Genomic DNA, 14762 nt, shown 5'->3' with positions numbered 1-14762 from the left:
GCAGGAAGCTCACCAGCGGCTGCGGATCCTCGATCAGGCCGAACTTGCCCTGCTGGAAGATCAGCACGGTCGCACCGAAGGTGGCACCCATCGACAACAGGAACCCGAGCGCGGCGGTGAGCGGGACCAGGATCGAGCGGAACACCAGCATCAGCAGCAGGAAGGCGAGGCCGACCACGAGCGCCAGGTAGGGCAGCAGCGCGTCGTTCATCTTCTGCGAGAAGTCGATGTTCATCGCGGTGGCGCCGGTGACGAGGACGTCGTCGCCGCTGCCGTCGCGGATGTCGTGGACCAGCTGCTCGGTCCGCGTGGAGGAGGGGCGGTCGTCGGGGACGACCGTGATGACGGCGGCGTCCCCCTCCTTGTTCGGGGTCGGCGGCATGACGGCGGCGACGCCGTCCAGGCCCTTGATCCGCTCGGCGGTCCGGTCGGCGAGCTGCTGGTCGCCGTCCACGACCACCATCAGCGGGCCGTTGAAGCCGGGGCCGAAGCCGTCCGACAGCAGGTCGTACGCCTGGCGCTGGGTGGTGGAGACCGGCTGGGCGCCGTCGTCCGGCAGGCCCATCTCCAGCTTGCTCGCCGGGATCGCGATGACCCCGAGGCCGATCACACCGGCCAGCAGCACCATCACCGGGCGACGGAGCACGAAGCGGGCCCAGCGGGTGCCGCCGTTGGGCTTCTTCTCGGCGCCGGCGCCGGCCCCGGCCGCGCGGCCCTTGCCGAACAGCTTGCTCTTCTCGCCGGCCGGCAGGACCTTCTTGCCCGCGAAGCCGAGGATGGCGGGGACCAGGGTCAAGGCGACGAGCACCGCGATGACGACGGTGCCGGCGGCCGCGACGCCCATCTTGGTGAGCATCGGGATGTTGACGACGGCCAGGCCCACCAGGGCGATGACCACGGTCAGACCGGCGAAGACGACGGCGGAGCCGGCGGTGCCGGCGGCCCGGCCGGCGGCCTCGTCGCGTTCCTGGCCCTCGGCGAGCTCCGCGCGGTAGCGCGAGACGATGAACAGCGCGTAGTCGATGCCGACCGCGAGGCCGATCATCATCGCGAGCGTGGACGTGGTGGAGCCGAGGTCCAGCACGTTGGCGAGCGCGGTGATGGAGGAGACGCCGATGCCGACGCCGATCAGCGCGGTGAGCAGCGGCAGTCCGGCCGCGATCAGCGAGCCGAAGGTGATGACGAGGACGATCGCGGCGACCAGGATGCCGATGATCTCACCGGAGCCGGTCTCGGGGGCCGCCATCAGCGCGTCGCCGCCGATCTCGACGGTCAGGCCGGCGGACTCGGCCGCCTTGCCGGAGTCGGTGAGCGCCTCGCGGGTGGCGTCCTTCAGCTCCATGCCGCTGACGTCGTACTTGGCGCTGATGTAGGCGGTGGAGCCGTCCTGGCTCACGGCCTGGCTCTGGTACGGGTCGGCGACCGAGGAGATCTGCTCCGCGCCGGGCCCGGACTTCAGCTCCGAGACGATCTTCTCGACCTCGGCCTTGGGGCCGGGGTCGGTGACCTTGGCCCCCTCCGGGGCCTTGATGACGATGCGGGCGGTGGCGCCGTCGGCGGCCATGCCCGGGAAGCGCTGGTCCAGCAGGTCGAAGGCCTTCTGGGCCTCCGTGCCGGGTATCGAGAACGAGCCTGAGGTGGGCGCGGACGCCGACGCGGCGCCGAAGCCCGCGACGAACAGCAGCGCCACCCAGACGAGGGCGACGAGCCGGCGACGCCGGAAGGCGCCCCTGCCGAGTCGGTAGAGGAAGGTGGCCACGTCGTGGTTCTCCCGTTCGGGTCGTGGGATGGATCAGGGCACAGGGAGCCGGCCCGACGACGAGAGCGGCGTGTCAGGAGCAGCGGGGAGCGGTGGGGACGGGTGGGGCGGATCAGACGCCGAGGGCGGGGAAGACCACGGCGTCGATGAAGTCACCGAGGAAGGCCCGGTCCACCGGGCGGTCCTCGATCAGCGGGAGCGCGATGAACGCCCCGATGAGCATGTGCGGTACGAAATCCAGGGCCGGGCAGCCGGGGACGATCTCACCCCGGTCCACCGCGCGCTGCAGCATCACCTGCAGGCCGGTGATCTCCGGGTCGACGAGCAGGTCCCGCAGCGCCTTGTGGAGCTCCGGGCTCTCGTGGACCGCATGGGCCAGACCCCGCATCAGCGCGGTGTCCTTGGCCATCTGCGCGTCGTCCGAGTGCTCGACCATGCGCGCGAAGTCCCCGCGCAGGCTGCCCGTGTCGATCGACCGCAGCGAGACGGGCTGCGTGCATCGCAGGGCCTTGGCGACCAGCTCCGGCTTGCTCCCCCACTGGCGGTAGAGGGTGGCCTTGCTGGACTTCGTGCGGGCGGCGACCGCGTCCATGGTCAGCGCCTCGTAGCCGACGTCACGCAGCAGGTCGAGGACCGCCTCGTGCAGTTCGGCTTCCCGTTCGGGGGTGATCCGGCTGCGCCGGGCCGCCATCGCCTCGGTCATCTCCGCGCCTCCGTCCGAACGAAACTGTTTCGTACTCCTCAGACCATACCCCCCTCCATAGCGAAACGAAACCGTACCGTTTCGCTTTGGGGGTGGCATGGATCACCTGTACGAGTTGCCGGGCCCCCTCCGCGCGGAAAGCATTGGGGGGTGAGTCACGACGTCGCGTACCTCCGCTTCCCGCACCTGCACGACGACCTGCTGTGCTTCGCCACCGAGGACGACCTCTGGGTCGCCCCGCTGGTCCCCGACGGGCAGACGCCCGGCCGGGCGTGGCGGATCACCGTCGACCGGACCCGGGTCAGCCACCCCCGTTTCTCCCCCGACGGCCGGCACATCGCCTTCACGACCTGGCGCAGCCTCGATCCGGAGATCCACCTGGCCCCCGTCGACGGGGGGCCGGCCCGCCGGCTGAGCCACTGGGGCGCCACCGACACCCGGGTCTGCGGCTGGACGCCGCCCGACGAGGACGGGCGCAGCGACATCCTGGCCGTCTCCTCGCACGGCCAGCCGTTCTCCTACTTCGCCTGGGCCTACTGCCTGCCCACCGACGGCAGCCCCGGCGGCCGGCTCCCGTGGGGCCCCGTCTCCGACATCCAGATGCACGCCGGCGAGGAGGGCGAGCGGCGCACCCTGCTGCTCACCGGCAAGCCCCCGCACGAGCCCGCCGCCTGGAAGCGCTACCGGGGCGGCGCCACCGGCCGGCTGTGGCTGCACGGGCAGCGGCTGCTGGAGGACATCGAGGGGCACCTGGACGCGCCGATGTTCGTCGGCGGGCGGATCGCCTTCCTCTCCGACCACGAGGGCATCGGCAACCTGTACTCCTGCCTGCCCGACGGCACCGACGTGCGCCGCCACACCGACCACGAGGAGTTCTACGCCCGGCACGCCTCCAGCGACGGCTCCCGGGTCGTCTACCAGTGCGCCGGGGACCTGTGGCTCGTCGACTCGCTGGAGCCCGGCGCCGTCCCGCGCAAGCTCCTGGTCCGCCTCGGCGGCCCGCGCGCGGGCCGCCGTACGTACCAGGTACCGGCCGCGCACCACGTGGACTCGCTCTCCGTGGACGCGACGGGCCGGGCCAGCGCGGTCGTGGTGCGCGGCAGCCTCTACTGGCTGACCCACCGCGACGGGCCGGCGCGGACCATCGCCGACACCCCGGGCGTGCGGGTACGGCTGCCGGAGATGCTCGGCAGCGGCGGGCAGGTCGCCTACATCACGGACGCCGAGGGGGAGGACGCGATCGAGATCGCCTACCTGCCGCGCGCCTCCGGGGAACGGGAGCCGCGCCGGCTGGCGTCGGGCGAGCTGGGCCGCGTACTGGAACTGCTCGCGGACCCGGACGGGGAACGGCTCGCCATCGCCTCCCACGACGGGCGGCTGCTGCTGATCGACGCCACCGAGGAGTCCAACGGGGAGGTCACCGAGCTGATCCGGTCGGTCAACGGACCGGTGACCGACCTGGCGTTCTCCCCCGACGGGGTGTGGCTGACCTGGTCGCACCCGGGTGTCGGGCGGTCGCTGCGGCAGATCAAGATGGCCCGGATCGCCGGTCCCGGCGCACGGACGGTCGTGGACGTCACCAACGGGCGCTTCGAGGACGAGAGCCCGGTCTTCACCCGCGACGGCCGCTACCTCGCCTTCCTGTCGTGGCGCGGCTTCGACCCGGTCTACGACGTGCACACCGGCGACCTGTCCTTCCCCCTGGGCTGCCGCCCCTACCTGGTCCCGCTGTCCTCGGCGACCCCCTCGCCGTTCGCGTTCTCGGCCGACGGACGGCCGGCGGCCGGCGGCCTCGACCCCGTCGAGGGGGACGCGGAGTCGGGCGACGGCGCGGTGACCGTGGAGGTGGAGGGGCTGGAGAGCCGGGTCACGCCCTTCCCGGTCTCCGCGTCCAAGTACTCGGCCCTGTACCCGGTGAGCGGCGGCGGACTGGTCTGGCTGCGCTGGCCCATCTCCGGCGCGCTCGGCGAGACCTTCGCCAACCCGGCCGACACCAGCGGCAAGCCGACGCTGGAGCACTTCGACATGACCAAGGCCCGCAAGACCGAACTGGCCTCGGGCCTGGACTGGTTCGCGGTCAGCGGGGACGGCACCCGGCTGGTCCTCAACGACGACGGCGACCTGCGGGCCGTGCCCGCCACCGAGTCCGGGGACGGCGACTCGACCGTCCACCTCGACCTGCGGCGCATCCTGCACGAGGTGGACCCGGCGGCCGAGTGGCGCCAGGCGTACGAGGAGGCCGGCCGGATCATCCGCTCCTACTTCTGGGAGCCGAACATGTGCGGCGTCGACTGGGACGGGGTGCTGCGCCAGTACCGCCCGCTGATCGAACGGGTCGCCTCGCCCGACGAGTTCGCCGACCTGCTGCGCGAGGTCCTCGGCGAGCTGGGCACCTCGCACGCCTACGTCTCCCCCGCCCGCCGCAACGAGGGACCCCCGCACTACCAGCGGGCGATCGGCCTGCTGGGCGCCAACCTCGTGCCCCGGGACGGCTCCTGGGCGGTCGCCCGGATCCTGCCCGGCGAGTCCTCCGACTCCAAGGCCCGCTCCCCGCTGGCCGGCACCGGCATCCGCGAGGGCGCCGTCCTCACCCACGTGGACGGCCGGCCGGTGGACCCGGTGACCGGCCCCTACCCGCTGCTCTCGGCGGCCGGGGGCACCACCGTCGAGCTCACCTTCCGGCCGGCCGAGGGCGAGGGCCGGGCCCGTCGGGTCGCGGTCGTCCCGCTCATCGACGAACGGCCGCTGCGCTACCAGGACTGGGTGGCCAAACGCCGGGCGGTGGTCCGGGAGGTCAGCGGCGGCCGGTGCGGCTACCTGCACATCCCCGACATGGGCGGCTCGGGCTGGGCGCAATTCAACCGCGACCTGCGGATGGAGATGTCCCGGCCCGCACTGATCGTGGACGTGCGCGGCAACGCGGGCGGCCACATCAGCGAGCTGGTGGTCGAGAAACTGACCCGCTCCATCCTCGGCTGGGACCTGACCCGCAACGCCCAGCCCGTCTCGTACGCCTCCAACGCGCCCCGGGGGCCGATCGTGGCCCTGGCCGACGAGGCGACCGCCTCGGACGGCGACATGATCACGGCGGCCTTCAAGCTGCTCGGGCTGGGCCCGGTGGTCGGCCAGCGCACCTGGGGCGGGGTGGTCGGCATGACCGGCCGCCACACCCTCGGCGACGGCACGGTGATCACGGTGCCGATGAACGCCGCCTGGTTCCCCGAGTACGGCTGGTCGGTGGAGAACCACGGGGTGGAGCCGGACCTCGCGGTCCTGCGCACGCCGCTCGACTGGGCGGAGGGGCGGCACGCCCAGCTGGACGACGCCGTGCACCTGGCCCTGGAGCTGCTGGAGCAGGACCCGGCGGCGGTGCCGCCCGGCTACACGGACGTACCGGACCTGGCACGGCCGAAGCTGCCGCCCAGGCCGTAAGGGCACGCGGAAGGGGCGCGGCCCGAAAGGTACGGGCCGCGCCCCTCGACCGCCGGGCGCTACTTCTCGAAGTGGTCGTCGAACGTCTCGCGGGCCTTGCGTGCCCGGGCCCGCACGTCCTGCGGCACCGGGGCGGAGCGCTGCGGCGCCTTGTCCTCCGCGTTCGGCGCCGGGGGCTCGGCCTGCTCGGCGAGTCTCTTGGCCTTGTCCTGGAACTGGTCCTTCAGACCCATGCTGTTCCCTCCTGAAAGGGTGTCGGGGCTTGGCCCCGACCAGCCTGGCACGGAGGGACACACGTCGCATTTCGACTGATTCCGGCCTTCAGGCGCGGCGAGCCCGCTCCTGCTCGTCCGCGGCCCCGCCGGCGCCCACGAGTCCCTTCGGGACAGCCGCCAGCCGCGGTGCGAACCGCTTCATCTCGCGCTGTCCGACCGTCGCGATGAGCCCCGGCAGGTACCCGCGCATGCCCTGCATGCCGCGCAGCCACCACTGCGCGTACACGTGCGGGGCGCGGCGCTCGATGCCCGCCACGATCCGGTCCACCGCGGGCCCCAGCGGGTACGTGCGGTTCGACGGCCAGGGCAGCCGCTGGCGCAGCTCCCGCATCACCTCGTCCTGGTCGGCGCCGCGCACCATGTCGGTGTCGGTCCAGGAGAGGTAGCCGACGCCGACCTCGACCCCCTTGTAGCCGACCTCGGCGCGCAGGCAGTGGGCGAAGGCCTCGACCCCGGACTTCGACGCGCAGTACGCCGTCATCATCGGCGCCGGGGTGATCGCGGCGAGCGAGGCGATCTGGAGGAAGTAGCCCCGGCTCTCCATCAGCACCGGGAGGAAGGCCCGCGCGGTGACGGCTCCGCCGATGAGGTTGACCTCGATCACCCGGCGCCAGGCGTCGGGGTCGGAGTCGGCGAACGGGCCTCCGGAGGCCACGCCGGCGTTCGCCACGACGATGTCGACCTTGCCGAACCGCTGCTTGACCTCCTCGGCGACCCGGGCCATGGCCTCGTGGTCGGTCACGTCGGCGTACCAGTGGGCGCTCTCGGTGTGCAGCCGCTCGGACACCTCCTTGAGGGCCTGCGGCTCCAGTCCGACGAGCGCGACCCTGGCCCCGCGCGCGGAGAGCTTGCGGGCGAGCAGCTCCCCCACCCCCCGGGCCGCGCCGGTGACGACCGCGACCTGTCCTTCCAGACTCCTGCGAGCGCTCACGGGGTCCTCTCCTTCTCGGTGGTGTCGGGGGTGGTGTCTCGGGTGGCGGCGCCGGTGCCGGTCCCGGCGGGCATGGGGTCGAGCCCGGGCCCGGGCGCGGTCAGGTACCGGTCGGTGAGCGCGCGCACGGCGGCGGTCACGGCCTCGGGAGCCTCGATGGGGGTCATGTGGCCGACGCCCGTGAGCTCGGTCAGCCCGGTGCAGTGCGGCAGGGCGGCCGCGAGCCCCCGGGCGTGCGCCACCGGGGTGAGCCGGTCGCTCCCGCCGCCGATGACGGCGGTGGGCACGGCGAGCCGGGCGACATCCGCGTCGAGGTCCAGCTCGGCCAGCACCCGGGACCAGGCGTGCCGCACCCCGGTCGGGCAGGCGTGCACGATGCGGGCGCAGGCCTCGACCTTGTCGGGTGCCGCACCGGGACCCATGGTGGCGTACTTGAGGATCTTCCTGGCGACGGGTGTGACCGGGCCCAGCGGGACGCTCGACCCGAGGACCGCGCCGGTCACCCGCGTCCGCAGCCGCCCGGCCCGCAGCGGTACGACCCGCGCCTCGTCGACCAGCCGGCCGCTTCCGGTGCTGCACAGCAGCGCGGCGGCGGCGTGCTCGGCGAACTCCGGCCGCCCGGCGGCCGCCATGATCGTCATCCCGCCCATGGAATGCCCGGCGACGACCGCCCGCTCGCCGGGGGCGAGGGCGGCCGCGAACACGGCCACCAGGTCGTCGGCGAGGGCCGTGGCGGTGCAGTCGCGGGAGGCGGGGCTGCGCCCGTGCCCGCGCTGGTCGTAGGCGATGACCCGGTGGTCCCGCGCGAGCTCCCGCACCTGCGCGGCCCAGAAGGCGGTCGAGCAGGTCCAGCCGTGCGCCAGCACCACGGCCGGCGCCCCCTCCGCCCCGTGCACCTCGACGTGCAGCCGGGCCCCGTCGGCCGAGACGGCGACGAGCTCGCGCCGCGCGGCGGGCGGGGCGTACGGGCCCGCCGTGACGTGCGTCAGCCGGCTCACGCGGCGCCCTCCTCGGCGGGCGCGGCGGCCGGGGCGGCGGCGGCCGGGGCCGCGGCGACCGCGGCCTGCTCCCGGTCCCGCATGCGGACGACCTCGTACTCCGCGAGGTCCACGGTCCGGGTCTCCTTGCGGAACTCCGCCGTCGTTCCGGGCCACACGGTGGTGTTGCGGCCCTGCGCGTCCAGGTACCAGCTGGTGCAGCCGCCGGTGTTCCACACCGTCCGCTCCATCCGCGCCTGCACCTGCCGGTTCCACGCGTTGACGGCCGACGGCCGGGCGGCCAGCGCGGCGCGGCCGCCCAGGACGCCCAGTTGCCGCAGGTAGTCGGCCATGTAGTTGAGCTGGGACTCGATCATCAGGATCATCGAGCTGTTGCCGAGCCCGGTGTTCGGGCCGATGATCGTCATCCAGTTGGGGAAGCCCGCCGCCGTCGCCCCGCGCAGCGACTGCATGCCGTCCTTCCACTGGTCGGCGAGGGTCTGGCCCTCCGCGCCCACCACCCGGTCGGCGATCGGCATGTCCGTGACGTGGAAGCCCGTCCCGAAGATGATCGCGTCGACCTCGGTCTCGGTGCCGTCGGCGGCGACCAGCACCGAGCCCCGGATCTCCTTGAGCCCGGAGGCGACCAGGTCCACATTGGGCCGCGCCAGCGCCGGGTAGTACTCGCTGGACAGCAGGATCCGCTTGCAGCCGATCCGGTAGGACGGCGTCAGCTCGGCCCGCAGCGCCGGGTCCTTGATCGACCGGGCCATGTTGGCCTTCGCGAGCGCTTCGACGAGTCCGAGCTGGTTCGGGCGCTTGGTGAACGCGCTGACCTGGAGTTCGCGCAGGCCCCACAGCAGCCCCCGGCGCGCGGCGCGGGTGAAGGGCAGCTGCCGGTGCAGCCAGCGCTCCGCGGCGGTGATCGCCCGGTCGGTACGCGGCAGGACCCAGGGCGCGGTCCGCTGGAACAGCGTGAGGCGCTCCACCTCGGGCGCGATGGCCGGCACGATCTGGATCGCGGAGGCCCCGGTGCCGATCATGGCGACCCGCTTGCCGCCGAGGTCGTAGTCGTGGTCCCAGCGCGCGGAGTGGAAGACCTTGCCGGGGAACTCGGCGAGCCCCGGCACCTCCGGCATCTTCGGGTCGGACAGCGGCCCGGTCGCGGAGACCACCACGTCGGCGGTCAGCGATCCGGCCGAGGTCTCGATCTCCCACCGCAGCTCGTCGGCGTCCCAGCGCATCATCCGGACCTCGTGGCCGAGCCGGATGTGCCGGCGCAGCCCGAAGGTGTCCGCGACGTGCTCCAGGTACTCCCGGATCGCGGGCTGCCCGGAGAAGGTCCGGGGCCAGTCCGGATTCGGCGCGAAGGAGAAGGAGTACAGGTGCGACGGAACGTCGCAGGCGCACCCCGGATAGCTGTTGTCGCGCCAGGTCCCGCCCACCGAGTCCGCGCGCTCCAGGACGACGAAGTCCGTGATCCCCTCGCGCCGCAGCCGGACGGCCGCCCCGAGTCCGCCGAATCCGGACCCGATCACCGCCACCCGTACGTGCTCGCTCCGCTCGCGCCCCTCGCGCCCGCCCATGCCGCCCATGCCCGCCGCCTTCCGCTCCATCGCAGTCCCAGCCACGCCCGCGCCCACGCACACACCATCGAAACACTGCCAGCAATTACTGGCACAATCGGGAGGGTAGAGCAGCGCCGTACTCATGGGTAGGGGTCGCGCCGGGAAAGTTACTGCCGGTACGCCATAGGCTGCGCCCGTGGCGACACACGAGACGGAAGCGAAGACAGTGCGCGAGTACCGCACGGAGGAACTGGCCGAGGCGGCCGGCATCCCGGTCCGCACCCTGCGCTTCTACCGCGAGCGCAAGCTGCTCCCGCCGCCGCGCCGCGAGGGCCGCATCGCCTGGTACGACGACCACCACCTCGCCCGGCTGCGCACCATCGCCGCCCTGCTGGACCGAGGCCACACCCTCGGCGGTATCGCGGAACTGACCGCCGCCTTCGAGAACGGACGCGACGTCGGCCAACTCGGCGAGCTGCTCGGCATCGGCGGGTCGGAGGAGACCCCGGTGCGGCTCACCCCGGAGGCGCTGGCCGACTACTTCGAGGGCGAGGTCACCCCCGAGAACCTGGCGGCCTCGCTCGACCTCGGCTACCTCGCCACCGACGGGGACGAGATCGTGCACGTCAGCCGGCGCCTGCTGGACGTCTCCTCGGCCCTGGTGCGCGAGGGGGTGCCGCTCTCGGCCGTACTGGAGACGGGCCGCCGCGTCCGTGAGCACGCGGACGCGATGGCCCTGCTGTTCGCCGAGCTGACCGCCGCGCACATCGCGCCGGACGCGCTCCAGCGGCTGCGCCCGCTGGCGAAGAGCGTGGTCGAGGCGGAGCTGACGATGGCGATGGACCGGCTGCTGGCGTCCGGGTCCGCCGCGGGCCCCGCGCCGGCGTCGGCCGGGGAGACGGGCACGACGCCGGCCGAGGACACCGACGCGGGCCCCGCCCCACATGGGGCCTCCGGTCAGACGCCCAGCTCGTAGACCACGGTGACGGGCGCGTGGTCCGACCACCGCTCCGGATGCGTCTCGGCCCGTTCCACGAACGCCTTCACGGCCTTCGCCGCCAGTCCCGGCGTCGCCACCTGGAGGTCGATCCGCCAGCCGGCGTCGTTGTCGAAGGCCCGGCCGCGGTAGGACCACCAGGAGTACGGCCCCTCGGTGTCGGGGTGCAGCACCCGGACCACGTCGACGTAGCCGGCGTCGGCGTACACCTTCCCCAGCCACTCCCGCTCCTCGGGCAGGAAGCCCGCGTTCTTGCGGTTGGTCTTCCAGTTCTTGAGGTCGGCTTCCTGGTGGCAGATGTTCCAGTCCCCGCAGACGACGACCTCGCGCCCGTCGGCGGCGGCCCGCTCCCCCAGCCCCTGGAGGTAGACCATGAACTCCGCCATGAACCGGTACTTCTCGTCCTGCTTCTCGGTCCCGGCCTCCCCGGAGGGCAGGTAGAGGCTGGCGACGGTCACGCCCGGCAGGTCCACCTCCAGGTAGCGCCCGGCCGCGTCGAACTCGTCGCTCCCGAAGCCGACCCGCACCTGCTCGGGCGCGCGGCGCGTGTACAGCGCGACGCCGGCCCGGCCCTTGGCGGCGGCCGGGGCGAACACGGTGTGCCAGCCCTCGGGGCTGCGGACCTCCGCCGGGATCTGCCCCTCCTCGGCCCGTACCTCCTGCAGGCAGACCACGTCGGCGTCGGATCCGGCGAGCCACGCCCCGAAGCCCTTCTTCGCGGCGGCGCGTATCCCATTCACATTCACGGAGGTCACAGTGAGCATCCACGCACCTTAGCCGGAGCGTTCCGTACGATGTTCGGATGTCTCACGGGATCCAGCTCCGCGTCGTACCGTTCGATCACCCGGACGCGGTGAAGCTCAACGACCAGGTCCAGCTTGAGTACCGGGAGCGGTACGAGGGCGAGGGTGACGAAACGTTTCTCGACCCGGCGATGTTCTCCCCGCCGAACGGTCTCTACCTGCTGGCGTACGACGCTGCGGGCTCGCCGGTGGCCAGCGGCGGCTGGCGCCGGCAGGACCGCAACGAGGAGGGCTACGCGGACGGCGACGCCGAGCTGAAGCGGATGTTCGTCGTCCGTGAGGCCCGCGGCATGGGCCTCGCCCGCCGCATACTGGCGGAGCTGGAGGAGGACGCCCGCGCGGCGGGCCGCGTCCGGATGGCGCTGGAAACGGGTGACCAGCAGCCGGAGGCGATAGCCCTGTACCTCTCCTCGGGCTACGCCCCCGCCGACAAGTTCGGTTACTACCGCTTCCACGACTCCAGCCGCTGCATGTCCAAACTCCTGACCCGCTGACGCCCCCCGGGGCGGGCCCGAGGGTGCGGCCGCGCCTCCCCGGATCGGGGTCCGCGGCCTACGCCGGGAGCCAGGCCGCGCGGTCCGTGCCCCAGCGGGACGGGCCCGTCGGCCAGTCGCCGAAGGGGCTCGCGGCATGGCGCAGCGGCCCGTACCCCGACGCCGACTCCCGCAGCCAGGGCCCGGGCTCGTACCCGGCCTCCGGGTCGCCCGCCGAGGGCACCTCCCGGACCAGCCACGACGCCGTCCCCGCCAGGGAGAAGGCCAGCCCGAGGCCGCCACCCCCGGCGAGGGCCCGCAGGACACCGGCAGCCACCAGGTACCCCGTCCCGTGGTCCAGGGCCTGCGCGGGCAGCGCCCCCGGCGTGCCGTCCGGGCCGGCGTAGCGCGCGGAGATGCCGTAGCCCGCCTGCACCAGCGAGTCGAATCCCCGCCGCCCGGCCCACGGCCCGTGCGGGCCCCATGCGCACAACTCCGCGACCACCAGCCCCGGCCGCCGCTCCAGCAGCTCCCGGGTCCCGAGCCCGTACCGTTCCAGCGCGCCCGGCCGGTACCCCCTGACCACCACGTCGGCGTCGGCGAGCAGCTTCTCGAACACCGTCCGGTCCTCGGCCGCCCCGAGGTCCAGCGCGGCCGACCGCTTCCCGAAGCCGGTGTCCGCGTACGCGTCGTCCGACTCGGGCAGGCCCGGCGGGTCGATCCGCAGCACGTCCGCCCCCAGCAGCCCCAGCGTCCGGGTGGCGACGGGTCCCGCGATGACCCGGGTCAGGTCGAGCACCCGCACTCCGGCGGCGGGCCGCCCTGCGGGCGCCGGCCCGAGGTCCCGGCCGGCCCCGGCGCGGCCCGGCACACGCTCCACCAGCGGCTGCGGTTCCCCGTACTCCGCTGCGACCGCGACGGCCAGGCCGCCCGCCCCGTAGACCAGTTCCTGCACCTCACGCGCGGCCCGCCCCGCCATCGCCTCCCGCAGGGCCTCGGCGGTGGGCGCGACGCCCAGCGCCCGCACCAGCGCCGTCCGGTGGTGCGGGTAGTTGGCGTGCGTCCGCACCCAGCCGTCCGCGGTGCGCCAGAAGCCGGACAGCGGCGCGAAGGAGACCGGTTCGCGCCCCTGGATCCGCAGGTGACGCTCGCTCACGAACGCCGTCGCGACCGCCCCTTCGTCCACCACTGGCGCGGCCCCGTCGCTCAGCGCGCGTCCGGCCCGCGCCGCGCCGAGCTCCGCCGCGGCCAGCGCGCACACCCCGACGGTCGCCCGCGCCATCTCCCGCACGGGGAGGGGTCCTCCACCCAGCCCGCTGCCGCCCCGGTACCGCACCGCGGCGGCGTCCCCGGCCGCCCCGCCCAGCGCCGACCACGCGCCCGCCGTCGCCGGATCACCCTCGCCCGCGCCCTTGTTCACCATGACGCCATTGTGGCGCCCGCAAAAGCCGACAAACGCCGAGATCCCGCCCGGTCTTTCGACCGGACGGGATCTCATGACGTTCCCGAGAGCTACTCGCGAACTGTCGTTTGTGGACCTGTGGGGATTTGAACCCCAGACCCCCTCGATGCGAACGAGGTGCGCTACCAGACTGCGCCACAGGCCCTTGCGACGTGTGAAACATTAGCATCCCCGCGCGGGTGCTCCAAAACCGGTATCGGGGAGCGTCCGCGCAGGTCATCGATCACTCGTTCGCGGCCCGCGGGCGGTCGTCGTTCTCGTACTGGTCGAACAGCGGGGTGCGGCCCCGGTCGCGGCTGCGGGGGCGCGGCGTCGTGGGGGGCTTGGCGTCCGGCTTGGCCTCCGGCTCGGCTTCCGTCCGGGGCGCAGCCGGCTGGGCGCGCAGGCGCGGTTCCGTCGGCTCGGCGGTGCTGGAGCGGGTGGCGCTCCAGGCGTCCGGGACCGCCGGGCCGGTGGCGCGCGGGGCGACCGGGGCGGTCACGTACGTCGGCAGCGGGACCGGGACGGGCTCCCAGCTGTCACCCCGGGCGGGACCGCGCTCGCGCTCGCGCTGCTGGTCCACCCACTCGGCGTGGTCGGTCTGCTCGACCAGCGCGCGCCGCCCGGCCTCCTGCGGGGAGACCGGTGGCGCCGGGTCCGGTTCGGTGCCCGCGGCGGCCTCCGGCTCGCGGCGGCGCGGGCGGTTCTCGCGCAGGTGCCGCGCGGCCGCCTCGGCGCGCCTGCGGTCCATCGTGAACTCGTAGCGCCGCCGCTCCTGGACCCGCAGGTGCACGATGTACGTGCTCAGCAGCAGGGCCGGTACGGCGGGCGCCCACAGGAAGGCGAGGCCGCCCACGGCGGCGACGACCGCTCCGAGGGTGAAGACCAGGAACAGGAGCGCGGTGGTGCGCCGGCGGCGGGCCAGGACCTGGAGGCGCTGCTCGCGCCGTGCCCGTTCCGCCCGGTGCTCCCGCTCGGCGGCGGCCGGCCTCGGCTCCGCCCTGGCCGGGGGCACGACGACGGCCCGGGCGTCGGCGTCCACGGAGTTCACCGTTTCCGTCGCGGCGTCCGGGTCCGCGTGGGGCTGGGACTCCGCTTCCTCGTCACCGCGCTCACGCAGTCCCTTGGCGTAACGGCGCTCCATTCCCGCCCGGCCGGAAAGCAGCCGGATGGCAGTGGAGAAGCGTTCCGTCGGACGAGCCTCGTTCAGCTCGTCCTGCCTCCGGAGCCACATGGGCACCAAGTAGGCGGCCCAGGCCCCGACAATGACTGCGTAGATGAGGCCGCTGCTGCTCACACCTCACACCGTAGAGGGGCGCGGCCGAGGGGATCGGCCAATTGGGCCGGTGTGTCGCACGATCTCGCTGATATCACGGACTTTTTTTGTGATTCTTCGGATCAGG

Annotated in this window: 12 protein-coding genes and 1 tRNA gene; 3 read left to right on the top strand and 10 right to left on the bottom strand. The window is 73.7% G+C overall.

Going from position 1 to position 14762, the window contains the following annotated elements:
- The coding region (locus ACFWUQ_RS20180; protein WP_384539634.1) for an MMPL family transporter at nucleotides 1–1759 on the bottom strand (1759 nt) is incomplete at its 3' end.
- Nucleotides 1760–1871: 112 nt separating this feature from the next.
- Entirely contained in the window at nucleotides 1872–2462 is a 591-nt protein-coding gene (locus tag ACFWUQ_RS20175) for a TetR/AcrR family transcriptional regulator (protein ID WP_384539631.1), read from the bottom strand.
- 150 nt (nucleotides 2463–2612) lie between these two features.
- Here ACFWUQ_RS20175 and ACFWUQ_RS20170 point away from each other — a divergent pair, with 150 nt between their 5' ends.
- Nucleotides 2613–5894 carry a S41 family peptidase gene (locus tag ACFWUQ_RS20170; RefSeq protein WP_384539628.1) on the top strand — a complete coding sequence of 1094 codons (3282 nt, stop codon included), beginning with the start codon at nucleotides 2613–2615 and terminating at the stop codon, nucleotides 5892–5894.
- Between the two features lie 59 nt (nucleotides 5895–5953).
- Here the strand turns inward: ACFWUQ_RS20170 and ACFWUQ_RS20165 are convergent, their stop codons facing one another.
- The 4 genes from ACFWUQ_RS20165 to ACFWUQ_RS20150 all read right to left on the bottom strand — a co-directional run bounded on the left by ACFWUQ_RS20165 (nucleotide 5954) and on the right by ACFWUQ_RS20150 (nucleotide 9663).
- Nucleotides 5954–6127: a hypothetical protein gene (locus ACFWUQ_RS20165; RefSeq protein ID WP_384539626.1), complete on the bottom strand. Its 174-nt coding sequence runs from the start codon at nucleotides 6125–6127 to the stop codon at nucleotides 5954–5956.
- Nucleotides 6128–6215: 88 nt separating this feature from the next.
- Nucleotides 6216–7100, bottom strand: coding sequence for an SDR family oxidoreductase (locus ACFWUQ_RS20160; RefSeq protein ID WP_384539624.1), 885 nt, complete (start codon nucleotides 7098–7100; stop codon nucleotides 6216–6218).
- Entirely contained in the window at nucleotides 7097–8098 is a 1002-nt protein-coding gene (locus ACFWUQ_RS20155) for an alpha/beta fold hydrolase (protein WP_384539621.1), read from the bottom strand. The genes ACFWUQ_RS20160 and ACFWUQ_RS20155 overlap by 4 nt, the downstream gene beginning before the upstream one ends.
- Entirely contained in the window at nucleotides 8095–9663 is a 1569-nt protein-coding gene (locus tag ACFWUQ_RS20150; RefSeq protein WP_384539643.1) for a flavin-containing monooxygenase, read from the bottom strand. The genes ACFWUQ_RS20155 and ACFWUQ_RS20150 overlap by 4 nt, the downstream gene beginning before the upstream one ends.
- 178 nt (nucleotides 9664–9841) lie before the next feature.
- Here ACFWUQ_RS20150 and ACFWUQ_RS20145 point away from each other — a divergent pair, with 178 nt between their 5' ends.
- Complete coding sequence (locus tag ACFWUQ_RS20145; protein WP_384539618.1) at nucleotides 9842–10621, top strand: MerR family transcriptional regulator; 780 nt, start codon at nucleotides 9842–9844, stop codon at nucleotides 10619–10621.
- On the opposite strand, the gene ACFWUQ_RS20140 is transcribed toward ACFWUQ_RS20145, so the two are convergent.
- Nucleotides 10603–11406 (bottom strand): exodeoxyribonuclease III, encoded by an 804-nt coding sequence (locus ACFWUQ_RS20140; RefSeq protein WP_384539615.1) that lies wholly within the window; start codon nucleotides 11404–11406, stop codon nucleotides 10603–10605. The genes ACFWUQ_RS20145 and ACFWUQ_RS20140 overlap by 19 nt on opposite strands.
- A 38-nt stretch (nucleotides 11407–11444) precedes the next feature.
- Between ACFWUQ_RS20140 and ACFWUQ_RS20135 the strand changes: the two genes are divergently transcribed.
- Nucleotides 11445–11939: a GNAT family N-acetyltransferase gene (locus ACFWUQ_RS20135; RefSeq protein WP_384539613.1), complete on the top strand. Its 495-nt coding sequence runs from the start codon at nucleotides 11445–11447 to the stop codon at nucleotides 11937–11939.
- Nucleotides 11940–11997: 58 nt separating this feature from the next.
- On the opposite strand, the gene ACFWUQ_RS20130 is transcribed toward ACFWUQ_RS20135, so the two are convergent.
- The 3 genes from ACFWUQ_RS20130 to ACFWUQ_RS20120 all read right to left on the bottom strand — a co-directional run bounded on the left by ACFWUQ_RS20130 (nucleotide 11998) and on the right by ACFWUQ_RS20120 (nucleotide 14656).
- Nucleotides 11998–13341 (bottom strand): CoA transferase, encoded by a 1344-nt coding sequence (locus tag ACFWUQ_RS20130; protein ID WP_384539611.1) that lies wholly within the window; start codon nucleotides 13339–13341, stop codon nucleotides 11998–12000.
- 110 nt (nucleotides 13342–13451) lie between these two features.
- Nucleotides 13452–13525 (bottom strand) — tRNA-Ala (locus tag ACFWUQ_RS20125).
- A gap of 78 nt (nucleotides 13526–13603) precedes the next feature.
- Nucleotides 13604–14656, bottom strand: a complete 1053-nt coding sequence (locus tag ACFWUQ_RS20120) for a hypothetical protein (protein ID WP_384539608.1) — start codon at nucleotides 14654–14656, stop codon at nucleotides 13604–13606.
- Nucleotides 14657–14762: the final 106 nt, after the last annotated feature.

The sequence above is a fragment of the Streptomyces sp. NPDC058662 genome, assembly GCF_042716255.1.
Lineage (GTDB): Bacteria > Actinomycetota > Actinomycetes > Streptomycetales > Streptomycetaceae > Streptomyces.
Note: the sequence above shows the minus strand (reverse complement) of the source record. Positions and strands in the feature narration are given on the sequence as shown.